The organism is Pseudofrankia sp. EUN1h (genome assembly GCF_001854645.1).
GTDB classification, from domain to species: domain Bacteria; phylum Actinomycetota; class Actinomycetes; order Frankiales; family Frankiaceae; genus Pseudofrankia; species Pseudofrankia saprophytica.
This window is the reverse complement of sequence record NZ_MBLN01000014.1, coordinates 29,960-47,027: the sequence shown is the minus strand read 5'-3', so window position 1 is coordinate 47,027 and position 17,068 is coordinate 29,960. Positions and strand designations below refer to the sequence as shown.

General features: G+C 75.2%; 8 protein-coding genes. 5 read left to right on the top strand and 3 right to left on the bottom strand.

From position 1 onward, the window contains the following. Window positions 1–115: 115 nt before the first annotated feature. Both BCD49_RS44820 and BCD49_RS05100 read right to left on the bottom strand, forming a co-directional pair. Window positions 116–4,705: a helicase HerA domain-containing protein gene (locus BCD49_RS44820; RefSeq protein ID WP_071041221.1), complete on the bottom strand. Its 4,590-nt coding sequence runs from the start codon at window positions 4,703–4,705 to the stop codon at window positions 116–118. A 4-nt stretch (window positions 4,706–4,709) separates the two neighbouring features. Further along, a complete protein-coding gene (locus BCD49_RS05100; RefSeq protein WP_007509411.1) occupies window positions 4,710–5,453 on the bottom strand; it encodes a hypothetical protein in 744 nt (247 codons plus the stop codon). A gap of 440 nt (window positions 5,454–5,893) precedes the next feature. Between BCD49_RS05100 and BCD49_RS05095 the strand changes: the two genes are divergently transcribed. The 5 genes from BCD49_RS05095 to BCD49_RS05075 all read left to right on the top strand — a co-directional run bounded on the left by BCD49_RS05095 (window position 5,894) and on the right by BCD49_RS05075 (window position 14,396). Further along, on the top strand, window positions 5,894–7,732 hold the full coding sequence (locus BCD49_RS05095) for a protein kinase domain-containing protein (RefSeq protein WP_007509413.1): 1,839 nt from the start codon (window positions 5,894–5,896) through the stop codon (window positions 7,730–7,732). A 284-nt stretch (window positions 7,733–8,016) separates the two neighbouring features. Then, window positions 8,017–9,780: a serine/threonine-protein kinase gene (locus tag BCD49_RS44815; RefSeq protein ID WP_232794155.1), complete on the top strand. Its 1,764-nt coding sequence runs from the start codon at window positions 8,017–8,019 to the stop codon at window positions 9,778–9,780. A gap of 241 nt (window positions 9,781–10,021) precedes the next feature. Beyond that, window positions 10,022–11,587, top strand: coding sequence for an L-lysine 6-transaminase (lat, locus tag BCD49_RS05085; protein ID WP_007509417.1), 1,566 nt, complete (start codon window positions 10,022–10,024; stop codon window positions 11,585–11,587). A gap of 2 nt (window positions 11,588–11,589) precedes the next feature. After that, the gene (locus tag BCD49_RS05080) at window positions 11,590–13,149 is read left to right on the top strand and encodes an aldehyde dehydrogenase family protein (RefSeq protein WP_071041219.1); all 1,560 of its coding nucleotides are present in this window, start codon (window positions 11,590–11,592) and stop codon (window positions 13,147–13,149) included. Window positions 13,150–13,460: 311 nt separating this feature from the next. Further along, complete coding sequence (locus BCD49_RS05075) at window positions 13,461–14,396, top strand: pectate lyase (protein ID WP_083401263.1); 936 nt, start codon at window positions 13,461–13,463, stop codon at window positions 14,394–14,396. Window positions 14,397–14,482: 86 nt separating this feature from the next. Here BCD49_RS05075 and BCD49_RS05070 read toward each other — a convergent pair whose 3' ends face one another. After that, window positions 14,483–17,041, bottom strand: coding sequence for a WD40 repeat domain-containing serine/threonine protein kinase (locus tag BCD49_RS05070; protein ID WP_007509423.1), 2,559 nt, complete (start codon window positions 17,039–17,041; stop codon window positions 14,483–14,485). Window positions 17,042–17,068 lie beyond the last annotated feature (27 nt).

Sequence of the window (17,068 nt, the reverse complement as noted above, 5' to 3'; positions counted from 1 at the left end):
TAGATAACCTGTGCGCAGATTATCTACGCGCATCCTAAATATCCAGACCTCAGGGGAACCGGCCGACCGCCAGGAGTGTGTGGTGCGCTGGCGTGCCGACGGCCATGGGCTCGGATCAGTGGCGGCGGGCGCGGGCCAGGATGTCGGCGGGGGGCAGCGGCCAGCCGGGATGTTGGGTGAGGCAGAGCGGGGTGCTCACCCGCTGGACAGGGAGGCCGGCGCTGGCGGCGTAGAACTCGCCGACGCCGAGACGGCCGATCTCCGGCGCCTCGCCGCCGAGCGCCGTCGCCAGCGCGCGGGCCGCGTCGATCTGCGCTGGAGCGTTCAGCCTGCCGAGGAAGTGCGTGGCCGCGGCCGCCGAGACCCTTGGGTCCAGCCCCTTCGGGGACTGGGTCGCGAGCACCAGGCCCAGCCCGTGATCGCCGGCCTGGTCGAGCAACGCGATCGTGCTGTCCGTGGTTGGCGTCGTCAGCCCGGCCGGCGCGAACGTCTGCGCCTCGTCGAGCACGAGCAGGCCCGCGAGCGGCCGGCCAGCCGCCGAGCGTCTGCCGGCCCAGGCGAGCAGCGCCCGCTGCAGCTCGCCGACGAAGGCCTGCCGCTCCTCGTCCGTCTCCAGCCCCACCAGGCTGACCACCGACACCCGGGCACGGCGTCCCAGCGCCGGGGCGAGCAGCGTGCCCGGATCGGTCGCCGGGCCGTCGTCACCCGCGGTCAGGCGCAGCGGCCGGCCATCGTCACGGTTCGGCGTCCACACGACGACGTCGGTGGCCGCCAGGTACTCGCGGGCCAGTTCGGCGTCGCCGCGACCCCACCCGTGCCGCGGCGGCGCCGGCCAGGCCTCGCCGAGGCGCGCCAGCTCACCCGTTGGGTCCAGCACGATCGACGAGACGCCGCGCAGCGCGCACTCCTCGACCAGCCGGCGCACCAGCACCGTCTTCCCCGAGCCGGACCCGGCGAAGATCACCGCGTGCCGGCGCAGCGCCGCCAACCGGAGCTCCACCGCCGCCCCGGTCCCCGCCGCCGTCCCGACCGCCACCAGCTCGCCCGGCTCCTCGCCCGCGACCTCGTCGTCGCCCTCAGCCCCAACCTCGCCCCCAGCCCCAGCTCCAGCCGCACCAGGGCCGGCGCCGCCGGCGTCCGCGGTGCCGGGAGGCACACCGTTCGCGGACCCCGCACCGGTCGCCGTCGGATCCGCGTGCCCCAACCACCCGGTGGGATCGGCCGACCCGTTGCCGCCGGCCGTCGGCGCGGGTACGACCAGCGGGGTCCGCTGGGATTGCGGGAGGCTTGGCCAAGCAGGGGCCAGGTGGGGCGCCTCGGACGCCGCTGGCCTGACCGGCGCCACCGGTAGGTACCCCGCCGGGCCCGCGACCGGTACGAGCCTGGCGACGCCCCGCTCAGGTGGGGGTGGTTCGACGTGGCCCGCGGACCCGTTGCCGCCGGCGGCCGCTGGCCGCTCGGCTGGTACCGCCTGGCCCCGGGATCCGTTGCCGCCGGTGGCCAGCGGCAGCGCGACGGGGACGAGCCGGGCCACCCCGTCCTGGAACCCGGCCGGTTCGACGACGGCKGGAGGCTGAGCGGCTTCCGTCGCGGGCCGCACGATTTCCGCCGGGGGCTGAGGAGCCTTCGGCGCGGGCGGAGGAGTCTCCAGCGGAGGCGGAGACAGAGGGACCGGCAGTGGATCGGCGTCGCCCGGATGGGCCGCCGCGCCGGGCATCCTCGGCAGCGCCACCGGTACCAGCAGCGGCGCGTCGGGGGCCGGTTCCGCTGTCGCGGGCGGTGGCGGAGCCGACGAGGAACGTGCCGGCTCGCCGGGGACGAACACCGGCACCAGCAGGGGCAAGGAGGCCGCGTCGTGGACGTCCTCGTCGGGGCCGGCCGCCCAGGGCGTCCTTGGCGAGGCCGGCCGCGCGGCCCGTGGCCAGCCGGCCGGCTCCGCCGCCGGCCCGGTCACCGCGCCCACCGTGGGCGTCGGCGCGGGAGCGAGCACGGCGGTTGGCGGCTCCGAACGCGCCGAGGGCGGCGCGGGCGTGGGGGGCGGCGCGGGTGTGGGGGGCGTGGGGGGCAACGCCGGGACAGGCGGGATCAGGACCGTCGGCTCCGCCGCCAGCGGGGCCGACGGAGTCGGAGCGGCCGACGGCGCGAGGCGGAGCGGCTGGGATGCGGGGAGAACTGGCGCCGGCGCCGGCGATTCCAGTTTCGTGACCGGTGGAGCCGCCGTGACCGGTGGAGCCGCCGTGACCGGTGGAGCCGCCGTGACTGGCGGAGCCGCCGTGACTGGCGGAGCCGCCGTGACTGGCGGAGCCGCCGTGACCGGTGGAGCCGCCGTGACTGGCGGAGCTGTCACGGCGGCGGGCGCCGGCATCGGGGGCGGGGCGGCGGAGTGGGTCGGCGGACGCGGGGAGGGCGGAGGCAGGGCGGTGAGGACGAGCCTGGTCGGGGCCAACGCCGGCGCTGGTGCTGGCGCCGGGGCGAACGGTGAACGGCGCGGCGGGTGGATGGCCTGCACGACGAGCGGATTGGCGGCGACCTGGGCCGCCGGGGCGCCGACCACCGGCGGGTAGTGGCCTGGTGCGGGCGCGAGCTCGCGGTAGACGGCGTCGAGGGCCGACGTGAACAGGGGAGTGGAGCTCGCCGGGCGGCGGGCGAGCAGCCAGGTCTCCAGCGCGGGGTGGCGGCCGTCGAGAAGCTGGCGCAGCGCGGCGAACGTCCGCACGTCCTCGTCCGCGAGGAAATGGGTGATGCCGYCGGCCCGCTCGAACGCCTCCACCGCGTCCTGCGTCTTCGCGCCCTTGCTCCATTCGGCGGTGCGCAGCACCACCAGCCCCCGCCGCCCCGCCACCGCGGCGCCGTCGAGCCCGGCGAGGCCCCGGTCCCGGCGGCGGATGCGGCCGCCCTCGCCCGCGCCGATCCCGGTGGCGATCCCGGCCATCGTGCAGGCGCTGTTCAGCCTGGTCAGCGCGGTGCCCGGGTGGGTGGTCAGGATCGCCCGGAACGACCAGTGCGCCTCGTCACCGGTCGTCTCGTCGAGGACGCGGCGCAGCCGGGCGTGCAGCGCGGGTTTGGCGCTCGGCCGGGCGTCCCGGCTGAAGACGCGGCCGGCGGGGCCGAGCTCGGCTATCCAGGCGTCCAGCCCGGCGGCGAGCAGGTCGGGGACGGCTTCGTCCTCGTCGTGGTCGGCCAGCGCCTCGAGCCCCGGCGCACCGGCGCGCAGGCGGGCCCAGGCGACGTCCAGCTCGGCGAAGCCGACGACGAGCCGCCGGCCGGCCGGGCTGTCGAGGTCGAACTCCTGCTCCTGGGCTGCGTCGTTGACCAGGATCGCGCCGCCGACGGAGATCGGTGCCCCGCCCGCCGGGCGCGCCCCGGCCGGGCGCGCCCCGGCCGCGGGCGCAGCGCCGAGGGTCGGCGCGGCCGCGTCCTGGGCCGCGGTGTCGATGGCCGCGGCGTTCGGGGTGGCGACGTCGTCGAAGGAGCGCAGCTCGGTGTAGGTCGCCGCGGCGAGGCAGGCACGCACGTGGGCGTCGATGTGCTGGAGCAGCGCCCGCGGGGTGTAGTCGCCCGCCGCGAGCAATGCCTCGGGGCGCACCGGCCAGGTCGGGTACGGCGGGATGAACCCGATCGCTCCGTAGCGCCGGGCGAACCGGCGGGCGACGAGCTGTTCGGCGAGCTCTCCCGCGCCGATGACGCCCAGCGGGCTGACCACCCGGAACCGGTCGCGCACCGAGCGGACCGCCTGCGTGGCCACCAGGTCCCAGGTGATCGGCAGGCAGGCGAGCAGGCACAGCGTCCTGCTGGTCAGGTCACGCAGCCCCAGCAGCCCGTCGGCGACCTCGTTGACGATCGGGCTGACCCAGGGGCCGCCCGGGCCGGCCGCGTCGTCGTCCAGGGGGGCGGCGGGTTCGGGACGGTCGGGGGAGTCGGGGTGGCCGTGGGGGAGCTGGGTCTCGGCGGTGGCGGTGTCGATCTGGTCGACGGCGATGATGGTCGGGCCGGTGAGCGCGAGCAGCCGGGACAGCTCGCGGACGATCTCGGTCGCGGGCTTGGCGGGCGCGCGCATGCCGCGCTCGGCGCGCTCGTTCGGGAACTGCTCCTCCATCGACTGGAGGTAGCCGCGCCCCACGTCCTCGTCGTCGAGGTCCTCCGAGCCGAACAGGACGAGTGCCCGCAGGGTGTCCTGGCAGTCGCCGCCGAGGCGGCGGTCGTAGCTGCGCAGCGCCACGACGAAGTCCTTCAGGTGGACCGGCTCCAGCGGGATCCGGCCGGTGACCGCGTCGACGATCGCCGGCGAGGCGCCGACGACGCCGGCGAGGCGGCGCAGGAACAGCCGCAGCTGGGTCTCGCCGCCCTCGCCCTCGACCGGGCGGGTCAGGCCGTCGACGACGGCGCCGATGACGCTCTCCCAGAACGGCGCCGCGCCGCCCAGCGGGCCGACGAGGAAGAAGTAACCGCCGGCGGCGTGCACCTGCTCACGGACCCAGCCGAGCAGGTGCGTCTTCCCGGCGCCGGCCTGCCCCTGGACGACGAGGCCCGGCGGGTTGTCCTCGGGGCTCKCCGCCGCGTCCCGGATCGCGTCGAGCAGCGAGCGGACCGTGTCCGCGTGCAGCCCGTTCACGTGCACGGGCGACGGCGTCCACACGCCGTCGGCGGTGCGGATCCAGTTGAGGTTGAGCGCGGCGAAGGCCTCTCGCTCGGTGGTTGCCGGCATCCGCTCAGCCCTCGACCATGATCAGGTGTTTGGCCTGGCCACCGATCTCGATGGCCTCGCGCCGGTCGGCGCCCGTCAGCGCCTTCTGGTCCTCGTCCGGGGCGACGGTCACCCCCGGTCCGCGGTTCATCCGTCGCAGCACGGCGTCGACGTCGGTGCGCGCCAGGTCGGCCCCGAGACGCGGCCGCAGCTCCGCGAGCCGCACCCAGTCCCCGGGCCACCGGGCGAGAGCCCCGTACGCCGTCCTGATCCGCCGCTCGACCTCCTCGCTGGCCGCCGCCACTGACTCCGCGTCCGCCCCGGCCTTGGTCTCGGTCCCGGCGAGTTCGGCCTGGCCCGTCGTCGTGCCCGGGCCGGCGGGCGGGCGGGCGAACAGGTCCGCCAGGTCGAGGCCGGTGCGGTCGAGATGCCGGGCGAGCCCGGCGAGCAGCGCGTGGACGGCGCCGGGCGGGATGCCGCCGCGCCGGTCGGGCGGCGGTGCGGCGAGCTCGCGGCGGCAACGGGCCCAGCCGGCGTCGGTCAGCTCGTGGACGTAGGAACGGCCGGCCCGGCGGCTGGTGACCAGCCTCAGGTCGTTCAGCCGGCGTCGGTCGACGCCGTCCAGCGAGAGCCGGAAGCGGGCGGCCAGTTCCGGGTTGGGCAACGGCCGGCCCTCGGCCATGAGGGCGAGCAGGATACCGACCTGGCCGCCCGTGAGCCGGTCACCGGGCCGCCCACCGTCGCGTCCGACCGGCTTCTCCCCCGACATCCGCCAGACCCTCTCCGCGTGCCTCCACCCGCGCCTCGACCCACCCCGATCCGCCCCGGCACCGGTGCCAGCCCGCGCCGGGCGCGTGCGAGCGCGGCCGGCGGGTGCGCGTGGTGCGAGGCGTGGTCGAGGGGCGCGAAACGCCACTCCAGCGTTCTAGGTTGGCACATCGCCGCCGGGGCTTCGGCCGCGCCCTCCGTCGTGGCCCCGACCTTCGGGGACGGCGAATCCGGCGTCAGGCAAGAATGCGTACGAAGGCGACGTGTCCGGGTGACCGGCCGTGCGCGCTGGCGATCCGTCGGCGCGCTCGCGGGGACGCATATCGGGCCCGATGTCGAGGAACCACCGCATAGGCGCCTATGCGTCTGATACCTGGGCACTAGAGACCTGGGCATACCTGGGCACTTGAGACCTGGGCCCCCGGGAGGAGACGAGCACGCGTGCTGACGCCGCTGGGCACGGACGACCCGCGCGAGATCGGGCCCTACCGCATCCAGAGCCTGATCGGCAGGGGCGGCATGGGCGCCGTCTACCTCGGGTTCTCGCCCGCCGACAAGGCGGTCGCGGTGAAGGTGCCCTCGCCGGCGTTGGCGCGTGACGACGAGTTCCGCGCCCGTTTCCGCCGCGAGGTCGACGCCGCCCGCCGAGTGCGCGGCCGCGCCGTCGCCGCCGTCCTCGACGCCGACGCGGACGCCGAGCGCCCCTGGATGGCGACCGAGTACGTCGAGGGCGCGAGCCTCGCCGAGGCGGTCACCGATCGCGGCCACCTCGACGAGCGGCTCGTCAGCGGCCTCGCGGTCGGCCTCGCGGAGGCGCTGGTAGCGATCCACGACGCCGGCGTCATCCACCGCGATCTCAAACCGGCCAACATCCTGCTGTCCTGGGACGGCCCGCGCGTCATCGATTTCGGGGTCGCGAGCGCCAGCGGGACGACCCAGCACACCAGCACCGGCATGCTCGTCGGCACGATCGTCTGGATGGCCCCCGAGCAGCTGCGCGGCGAGCGCGCCAGCCCCGCGGCCGACGTCTTCGCCTGGGGCGCCTGCGTGGCCTACGCGGCGACCGGCCGGCCGCCGTTCCACGCCAACAACCCGCAGGCGGTCGCCCTCAAGATCCTGGGCGAGCCGCCAGACCTGGCTGGCGTACCGGCGTCGCTGCTGCCGACGGTGCGTGCCGCGCTCGCCAAGGACGCGGCGAGCCGACCGTCGGCCGTCGAGCTGCGCGACCGGCTGCTGCGCGGTGTCGCCGCCCCCGACGCGACCACCAGGGCCGCCGGCGACGACCGCTACGCGACGGCGCTCGCGAGGCTCTGGGAGCTCCCCAGCCCGCCGCCCGGCCAGCCGGGTACGGCGCCCGGCCCGCACTCGACCCCGCAGGGCCAGTACTCGCCCCCGCCCGGCCAGTACCCGCCGGCGGGCTACCAGCAGTCGCCCCCGCCCGGCCAGTACCCGCCGGCGGGCTACCAGCAGTCGCCGCCGCCGCGGCAGGCCTATGGCCCGTCGACCCCGCCGCCACCGGCCTACGGCGGCTCGGGGTACCGCGACTCCGGCTACCCGCCTGCCGGCGCGTCGGGGGGTGGCTGGCCCCTGCAGGCGGGCCGGCCGACTCCCGTGCCGCCGCCGCGTCGCCGGTCCGCCGGCACCGTCCTGCTCGTGGTCGCGCTCGTCCTGCTGCTCGGCGGCGCCACCGCCGCGGCCCTCGCGCTCGCGAACCGTGGCGGTGGCGATGGCGGTTCGCCGGACGTGTCCTCGTCGACGGCGGCCGTCACCACGCCGGCGGGCTCCGATGCGCCCACCGCCGGGCCGTCGACGGGCGGCGGCGTGGCCACGGGTGGGCAGGGCACGACGCCCGTGACCCCCTCACCGACCCGTCATCAGCTGACCGCGCAGGAGGTCGACCAGATCGTCGACAGCAAGGGCTACCAGGCTGACCTGGGCACGTTCGACCGGACCCGTGACCTCAACGTCGTCATCGGCTCCAAGGATGTCCCGGGCGGCGGCGTCGACGGAAGCGACACGACGGCCCAGCTCGCGTTCGTCTTCGCGAACGGCGAGTTCATCGGCACCGACCTGAAGGAGCCAAGCCGCCATATCGAGGTGCTCGACCAGACGCCGAGCTACGTCGTCCTCGAGTACGGCACCTACGCCGTCAGCGACGGCGACTGCTGCCCGAGCGGCACCGCCCGGGTTCGCTACAACTGGGACGGCCAGGCCTTCCGCCCCCAGAACGAGGCCAGCATCCCGACCTCCGACCCCAAGGTCGACGGCAGCCGCCGCTGACCGGGCGGCGTCACCGTGGCGCGCGCCGGCTTCTCCACCGGGCTCTGCCCCTGGGCCTTCTGCCGGGCCCTTCCGTCGGGCCCGCTGGCACGGATGGGCGATGTCCTGGAACCGACATTCATGATGTCGGGAAATAAACCGGCGCGGCGGGTCGACTGTTGAGAAGGTGAGGGGCAAAGGTGGTGCCACCTTCGTGAGGTCGACCGCGGCCCCGATCCGGCCGCGGCGCCACCTCGGGGGTTGGGGGACTAGTGCTGGCACCACTCGGCGACGCCGATCCGCGCATGATCGGCCCGTTCCGGATGACCGGTCGGCTCGGCTCCGGCGGCATGGGCACCGTCTATCTGGGGTTCGGGCCGGACGACCGCCCGGTCGCGGTGAAGGTCCCCACGCCCGAGCTCGCCGGCGACCCGCGGTTCCGCGCCCGCTTCCGCCGCGAGGTCGACGCCGTCCGGATGATCAGCAGCGGCTCGGTGGCGACCGTCGTCGACGCGGACACCGAGGCCGAGTCGCCGTGGCTGGCCACCGAGTACGTCGAGGGCGCCACCCTCCTCGACGCGGTCGCCGGCAGGGGGCCGCTCGCGCCACGGCTCGTCGTCGGCTTCGCCGCCGGCCTCGCCGACGGGCTGGTCGCGATGCACGCGGTCGGCGTCGTGCACCGCGACCTCAAGCCGGCCAACGTCATCCTCGGCTGGGAAGGCCCGAAGATCATCGACTTCGGGGTCGCGCTGACCACCCAACCCATGCTCGGCGGCTCGACCACCGACTCCGACCCCGACCTCACCCAGGCCAGGACCCAGATCGGCCAACGCGTCGGCACCCTCGTCTGGATGGCGCCCGAGCAGCTGCGCGGCGAAACGGTCGGCCCGCCGGCCGACGTGTTCGCCTGGGGCGCCTGCGTCACCTACGCCACCACCGGGCACTCGCCGTTCCATGGCTCGAGCCCGCTCGAGGCCGTCGGCCTCATCCAGCACGCCGAGCCGGACCTCGCCGGCGTCCCGCCCCAGCTGGTCGACCTGGTGCGGGCGGCGCTGGCGAAGGACCCGCGAGCGCGTCCGTCCGCGACGGTTCTCGTCAGCGGCCTGCTGCATCGCGAGATCCACACTCCCCAGGAGTCGGACCAGGCGGTCGAGACCGCGCTGGTGACGTGGGTCGAGCAGCCGCCGACCCCGGCGCCGCCCCTGGCCCTGCCGCCGTCCAAATCGCCGGCCCCGTCGGCCCGCTCACGGGCGGCGGCGGAGGCGGACGCGCTGCGGGGGACCTCTGCCGGGCAGACGTTGAACCTGCGGTCCACCCAGGGACTCGCCGGCCAGCCGCGGCAGGGCCGCCCGGGTGAGCCGTCGGGGCCGCCACGCGGCGACCGGTCCCGGCCCGCCGGCCGTGACGGCGCCCGCCCGGGCTATGCCACCGGCCCGTTGCCGGTCGGCGGCGGCCCGGGCCGCGAGGGTGACGACTGGACGGACGGGTCCGACATCCCGACCTACGTACGCCCGCCCACGGGGCCTCTGCCCCGTGGAAACGGTGGCGCCAGGACGGACGCCTTCGGCGCGGCCGCTGGAGCGGCGGCGGCGGGCTGGTCCGACGGGCGGGGCCGGCCGGGCGACGGGGCGCGGACCGGGCGGTCGACGGCGATGAAGGCGCTGCTGGCGGCCGCGTTGGTCGTGCTGCTCGCCGGTGGCGTCGCCCTCGCGCTGGTCCTGACCAGCCACGGCGGTGGCGACGACTCGGACCTGTCGGTCAGCGCGACCTCGCCCACCTCCGCCACCTCCGCCTCGTCGACACCGTCCGTCTCCGTCTCCGCGTCGACGTCCGAGGCCATCGAGTCGGTCTCCGCCTCGCCATCGTCGCGGCGCACCACCCGGCCCCCGTCCCGGCGGCCGACCGGCCCGACGACCACTTCGGCCGCGCCGGCCACGGACAACGAGACCGACACCCAGGGCCCCCGAACGACGCCTCCCATCACGTCGACAGGCACCGGCACGACGCCCGGCACTTCCACCTCGCCCCCCGGCGCGTCCCGGACCCCCGACGTCACTCCCTCGCCGTAGGTCGTTCCCGCCAGATCCTTCCCACCCGCAGGGCGAAGCCCTGCGGGTGTCTTGGCGTTCCATCGCGGCCGGTTGTCCGCCGAGGGTGACCCGTCGACGAGCGGTGACGTAAAAAATTTGTCAAAATCGATGATCTGGTGAAGGATCTCCTGCGTAGAGGTGGATGCGGCGGCTTATTTCCGGTGTTGCGTGTTCGGTGCCGTACTGCCCAGTCCGCGTTCCCGCGATCCGGGGAGGTCCCGTGGCCGTGCCCGCGTTCGTGACTGGTACCGCTGTCCGCCGCGAGCCCGCCGCGTCGCGCCCGTCGGACGGCGGCGGCGCGTGGCTGACCGGGACCGGCCGGGTGACCGTGGCGCCGCGAGACGTGCCGGCGGTGCTGGGGCGCCACGTGCTGGTGGACGGGCTGGACCTGGTCGTCGACCTGGCCGCGAGCCGCGGGCGCACGCTCGTCGACGCCCGCACCGGCGAGCGTTACCTCGACCTGTACAGCTTCTTCGCCTCCGCCCCGCTCGGCGTCAACCCACCCGAGCTGGCCGACGACCCCGAGGTCGTGGCCGAGCTCGGCCGGGCCGCGCTCAACAAGCCGGCGAACCCGGACGTCGCGACCGTCGCCTACGCCGAGTTCGTCGCGACCTTCGCCCGGGTGCTCGGCGACCCGCGCCTGCCGCACCTGTTCTTCGTCGAAGGCGGGGCGCTCGCCGTCGAGAACGCCCTGAAATGCGCCTTCGACTGGAAGAGCCGGCACAACGAGGCGCACGGCCGCCCGGCACGGCTCGGCACCCGCGTGCTGCACCTGCGGCACGCCTTCCACGGCCGCAGCGGCTACACCCTCTCGGTCACCAACACCGACCCGAACAAGACCGACCGCTTCCCCACGTTCGACTGGCCGCGGATCGACAGCCCGGCACAGACGTTCCCGGTGACCGCGGCGAGCCTCGCGGCCGTGCGCGCCGCCGAGCGGCGGGCGCTCGAGGCGGCCAAGGCGGCGTTCGAGCGCCACCCGCACGACATCGCCTGCGTCCTCGCCGAGCCGATCCAGTGCGAGGGCGGCGACCGGCACCTGCGGCCGGAGTTCCTCGCCGCCCTCGGTGAGCTCGCGCACGCACGCGACGCCCTGTTCGTCCTCGACGAGGTGCAGACCGGGGTGGGCGCCACCGGCGCCGCCTGGTGCTACCAGCGCCTCGGCCTGCGGCCGGACGTCGTCGCGTTCGCGAAGAAGGCGCAGGTCGGCGGGGTGATGGCCGGTGGCCGGGTCGACGAGGTGGCGGACAACGTGTTCCGGGTACCCGGCCGGATCAACTCCACCTGGGGTGGCGGGCTCGTCGACATGGTCCGCTCGACCCGGATGCTGGAGGTCATCGAGCGCGACCGGCTCTTCGAAGCCGCCGCGCGCGCCGGCGAGCGGCTGCTGGCCGGGCTCACGGCGCTCGCCGCCGGTCATCCCCGGCTGCTGTCCAACCCGCGTGGCCTGGGCCTGCTCTGCGCGTTCGACCTGCCCGACCGCGCCACCCGCGACGAGGCCCTGCGCCGGCTGCGCGTCGACGAGCACGTGCTCACCCTGCCCGCCGGCGACGTCACGGTCCGGGTGCGCCCGGCGCTCACGATCACCGACGACGAGATCGACGCGGCCCTCGCCGCCTTCGGCCGGGTGGCGGCGGCCCTGGCCGGTGGAGCTGGCGAGGCCGGTGTGGTGGCGGGCAGGGCGACCCCGGCCCTTCGGCCTGCGACCGAGTCGTCGCCCGCTTACGGTGGCGGTGGGGGCGGGCGGCTGGCCGCGTGCGCGGACCTGACGGGAGACGGGAGCTGACGATGACCCTGGTGCACCCGCCGCTGGTGGCGCCCATGATCGAGGGCATCGAGTCCGAGGGGCCGACGGTCGCCTCGACGAACCCGGCGCGCCACGGCGAGGTCGTCGCGGCGGTCCGCCTCGGCGGGGCGGAGGTGCTGGTCGCGGCGGCCCAGGTCGCCCGGGCGGCCCAGCGCGGCTGGGCGGACGTGCCGGCGCCGGTGCGCGGCACCGTGATCGGCAACTTCGGCCGGCTCGTCGAGGACAACGCCGACGCGCTCGCCCGGCTGGTGACCAGGGAGATCGGCAAGCCACTCGCCGAGGCCCGCGGCGAGGTGCAGGAGATCGTCGACACCTGCCGGTTCTTCCTCGGTGAGGGACGGCGACTCTACGGCGAGACCGTGCCATCGGAGATGCCCGACAAGCAGCTGTTCACGTTCCGCGAGCCGGTCGGCGTCATGATGGTGATCACCGCGGGGAACTTCCCGGTCGCGGTGCCGAGCTGGTACATCGTGCCGGCGTTGCTGTGCGGCAACGCGGTCGTCTGGAAGCCGGCCGAGTACGCCGCCGCCTGCGCCCGGGCGCTCACCGAGCTCGCCCGGCACGCGGGCCTGCCCGCCGGCGTGCTCTCGATGGTCCCGGCGTCCGGCGAGGCGACGGCCGACGGCCTCGCGCGGACGCTTGCGGCCGGCCTCGTCGACAAGGTCGGCTTCACCGGCTCGACGGCCGTCGGCCGGCAGATCGGCGAGCTGTGCGGCCGGCACCTGCAGACGCCGTGCCTGGAGCTCGGCGGCAAGAACCCGATGGTCGTCGCGCCGGACGCCGACATCGACCTGGCCGTCGACGGCGCCCTGTTCGGCGGCTTCGGGACCGCCGGGCAGCGGTGCACGTCGCTCGGCACACTGATCGTCCACGAGTCCGTCTACGTGGGTTTCCGCCGCCGGCTCGCCGTCGCCGTCGAGAACGCGCCGATCGGCGACCCGACCCGCGCCGTCCTGTACGGCCCGCTGCTCGACGCGAAGTTCGCCGCCGGTTATGAGCGCCACCTGGACCTGATCCGCGAGCACCACTCGACGTTCGGCTCGACGGCCGTCGGGCGGATCAGCGTCGGCGCGCCGCGGCGCGGGTTCGTCGGCGACCCGGCCGATGGCCTCTACTACCACCCGGTCGTCGTCGACGGACTGCTTCCCGACGACGAGCTGTTCCGCGAGGAGACGTTCGGCCCGATCGTCGGCCTGACCACCTACCGCACCCTCGAGGAGGCCATCGAGCTGGCCAACCTCCCCGGCTACGGCCTGTCGAGCGCGATCTACACCAACGACCCGGCGACGGTCTTCCGGTTCCGCCGCGGCGTGTCCGCCGGCATGGTCAGCGTCAACAACTCCACCTCAGGTGCCGAGGCCCATCTCCMCTTCGGGGGCAACGGCCGCTCCGGCAACGGCTCCCGCCAGTCGGGCCGCTGGGTACTCGACCAGGTCACCCGCTGGCAGTCCATGAACTGGGACTACTCCGGCCAGCTCCAGAAGGCCCAGCTGGACACCGCCATCCCCGAAGCCGACCTGGAATTCCGGCTGACCGGCTGACCGGGCGGCCGGGCGGCCGGCTGACCAGCTGGCCAGCCGGGGCCGGTCACTGGCACTGGCCCTGCCTGGGCCACGCTTCCCCACGAAGATCGGTGTATGAGGCAACCAAACCGCGCGCGGACACGACTAGTAGGCGGGAGGAAACCGTCGCGGCTGGTCGAGAGAAGGAGGGGATCGGCCGGTCGCCGACCGAGAGGCCTGCCTTGCGGCGACGACTGAAAGATCATCTGCTTCGATCCCACGGGTCCGAACCGGCGGGCGCCCGGCGGGCGGGACCCGCCCGCGGGCGGAACGCGCCGAAGCGCGCGGCGGTGCTCGCCGCGCTGGCGATGCTGGGCGGTGGTGCCCTTCTGGCCGGCTGTCAGCCGGGGGTCACGCCTTCCGGCGGCGGCGGGACCGTGGTCAGCCCACCATCCGGCCCGGCCGGGACGTCACCCGGGACGACGGCGACGGCCGGCGCGTCCCCCACGCGGACACCCCCGGCCACGACCACGGTCACGCCGGTCGGCACCACGGCGCCGCCGGCGCCGGCGACGTCGGTCGCGGCCACCGTTCCCGCCACACCCGCGGCCTGGCCGACGCCCACCGGCGACGTCAGCTCCAGAACCACCATCAAGGTCTCCGGCACCTTCGACGGTCAGCTTCGGCGTTACAGCGGAGTCGGCGACGGGGGGCAGTCGGAGGACCAGCCGGCCCTGTTCGAGGTGGCGAACGGCGGCACCGTGCAGAACGTGGTCATCGGTGCGCCCGCCGGGGATGGCATCCACTGCCTGGGGACCTGCACCCTGCKCAACGTCTGGTGGGAGGACGTAGGCGAGGACGCGGCGACCTTCAAGGGCACCTCCGCGACGCAGACCATGACGATCGACGGCGGCGGCGCCCGGCACGCGTCGGACAAGGTGTTCCAGCACAACGGACCGGGCACGATGGTCATCCGGAACTTCCAGGTGGCGGACTTCGGGAAGCTGTACCGGTCGTGCGGCAACTGCTCGGCCCAGTACCGGCGCGCGGTCGTCATCCAGAACGTCACCGTCACCGCGCCCGGCAAGACGCTCGCCGGAATCAACTCGAACTACGGCGACACCGCGACGCTGTCCGGAATCACGATCGTCGGCGACGCCAAGAAGAAGATCAGCATCTGTGACCGGTACGAGGGCAACGACGCCGGCGACGAACCGGTGAAGCTCGGCACCGGCGCCGACGGGACCTACTGCCGCTACACGCCGTCGGACCTCACCTACCGCTGACCGCGCGGCGAGCCCGACCGCAGGCCCTCGGCGGTCGGGCTCGCCGGCGTGAGACGACACGCCGCCTCCTCCGCGTCGCCTGACGGTCAGGGGCAGGGGTCGACGTAGGCGAGGTTCTTGACCTGGAGGGTCCACTCCGCCTGGGTGAGCTGGTTGGCGGGGTTGGCACAGGCGCGGGCGGCGATGCGGTCGGGGGAGAGATCCCAGAGCCGGGCGGTGAGGTCGGCGCCGGTCGTGGCGAGCCGGGAGCCGTCGGGGCTGAACAGGACGTCGTCGACCTTGCCCGTGTGGCCTTCCAGCGTGGCCAGCGGGGTGACGTTGCCGCCGCGACCGGCGGCGTCCCAGAGGCGGGCGGTGCCGTCGGTGCCGGAGGTGGCCAGCAGCAGGCCGTCGGGGCTGAACGCGACGTCGTTGACCGTGTCGGTGTGGCCGGTGAGGCTCGCGAGCGGAGTGATGCTGGGGCCGCGCGACGCCGTCTCCCAGAGGCGGGCGGTGCCGTCGCCGCTGGTGGTGGCGAGCAGCCTGCCGTCGGGGCTGAACGCCACGTCGCCGGCCGAGTTCACGTGGCCGGTGAACGTGGTGACCGCGGCGACGGAGGAACCACGCCCGACCGTGTCCCAGAGGCGCGCGGTGGCGTCGTCGCTCGCTGTGGCCAGCAGTCTTCCGTTCGGGCTGAACGCGAGTTCGTTGACGCCCTGGGCATGGCCGACGAACGTGGTGCGTGGGTCACTGGTCACGGCGCGGATCGAGGTGTCCCAGAGGCGGGCGGTGCCGTCGGCGCTGCCGGTGGCGAGCAGCTTGCCGTCGGGGCTGAAGGCCACCTCGCCGACGACCGAGGTGTGGCCGGCGAAGGTCGCGAGCGGCGCGATGTTGTCGCCACGGCGGGTCGGGTCCCACAGCCGGGCGGTGCCGTCGACGCCGCCGGTGGCGAGCAGCCTCCCGTCCGGGCTGAACGCCACGTCCCAGACGCCGCCCACGTGCCCGGTGAACGTGGCCAGCGGTTTCACGCCGATGCCGCGGTCGGTGGTATCCCACAGCCGGGCGGTGCCGTCGGCGCTGACCGTGGCGAGCAGTCTTCCGTCCGGGCTGAACGCCACGTCGCCCAGCCAGTCCGTGTGGCCCTGCAGGGTGGCGAGGGACATGACGTTCTCGCCTCGCCGGTTGGTGTCCCACAGGTGGGCGACGTGGTCCTTCGTGCCGGTGGTGGCGAGCAGCCGGCCGTCTGGACTGAACGCGACGTCGGCGATGGCCGCTGTATGGCCGGCGAAGGTGGTGGCTGGCTGGCCAGGCGACAGGTAGGCGGCCAGCAGGCTCAGGTGTGCCTGCCGCGTCGGTGCGGCGCGGTAGGCGGCGAGCGCGAGCCTGCGGGCGAGGCCCGGATCCTCGTCCTGGGCCTGCTGGGCCGCCGCGGCGAGCGTCTCCGAGGCCCGCCGCGCCGCCTCGGGCCCGCCGTCGCCGCCGCGCCCGGGCTGTACCACCAGCAGCGGGATCCCCACCGCCAGCGCGGTCGCCGCCGCGGCGGCGAGGACGATCAGCCGGCGCCGGCGCGGCCCAGGGCGACGCCGCGTGCCCGCCGTCGGCGAGGGATCACGCGGCGGCGGAGGATCACGCGGCGGCGGGGAATCACGCGGCGGCGAGGAGCCGGGCCATGTCCTTGTCGGCGGGAGCGGCGCCGAGGACGGAGGCAGGCTCGGCCGTGTGTCCCCACCCGTACCGGTGCCGGCGGGCCGCCTGCCCGTGCCCGCGGCACCCGCGCCGGCCACCGATCCGCCGGCGCGGTGCTGGGACGGCTCTGTCGGCGCGGACGCGGCGGCGGACGGCGAGCTGACCAGGCGGTTGAACAGCGCGGCCGCGGTCGGGCGCTGGGCCGGGTCCCGGCGCATCGCCCAGGCGACCACCGACCGCGGCGGCTCGGGAACGCCGGTGAGGTCGGGCTGTTCGTTGACCACCCGGTACAGCTGCGCGAGGGCCGGACCCTCCCCGAAAGGCGGGCGGGCGGTGGCGGCGAACACGACGACCCCGCCCCAGGCGAAGATGTCGGCCGCCGGCCCCACCTGGTCGCGGGTCACCTGTTCAGGTGCCATGAACGCGGGCGTGCCGGATCCGTCCTTCCCGCGCAGCGTCGAGCTGTTCACGGCGAGCGCGATGCCGAAGTCGATGACGAGCGGCCCGTGGACGGACAGCAGGACGTTGGACGGTTTGAGGTCGCGATGGACGACGCCGGCGCGATGGATCGCGGTCAGCGCGGTGGCGACCGCGAGCGCCACGCGTTCGAGGGCCGCGGGCTCCAACGGCCCGCTCTGGTGGATCGCCTCCTCGAGCGTGGGCCCGTCGATGTACTCGGTGACGATGTACGGCTGGCCGTCGTGGGTGCCGGCGTCGAGGAACTCAGGCGTGCAGGAGCGGACGATGCCGCGCGCGAGCCTGGCCTCCTCCTCGAACAGCCGCTGGTAGCCGGGATCGGCCGCGTACTCCGCCTTGACCACCTTGACGGCCACCCTGCGGCCGGCGGAGGTGCGGCCAAGGTAGACGCTGCCCATCCCGCCACGGCCCAGCAGCCCGTCCAGCCGGTAGGGACCGACCTGGGCGGGGTCCGCGGCGGTCAGCGGCCGTGCCCGGCCCAGCCCGTCCGGCGCCGGCGTCACCGGGGCCGCTCCAACCAGTCACCGGCG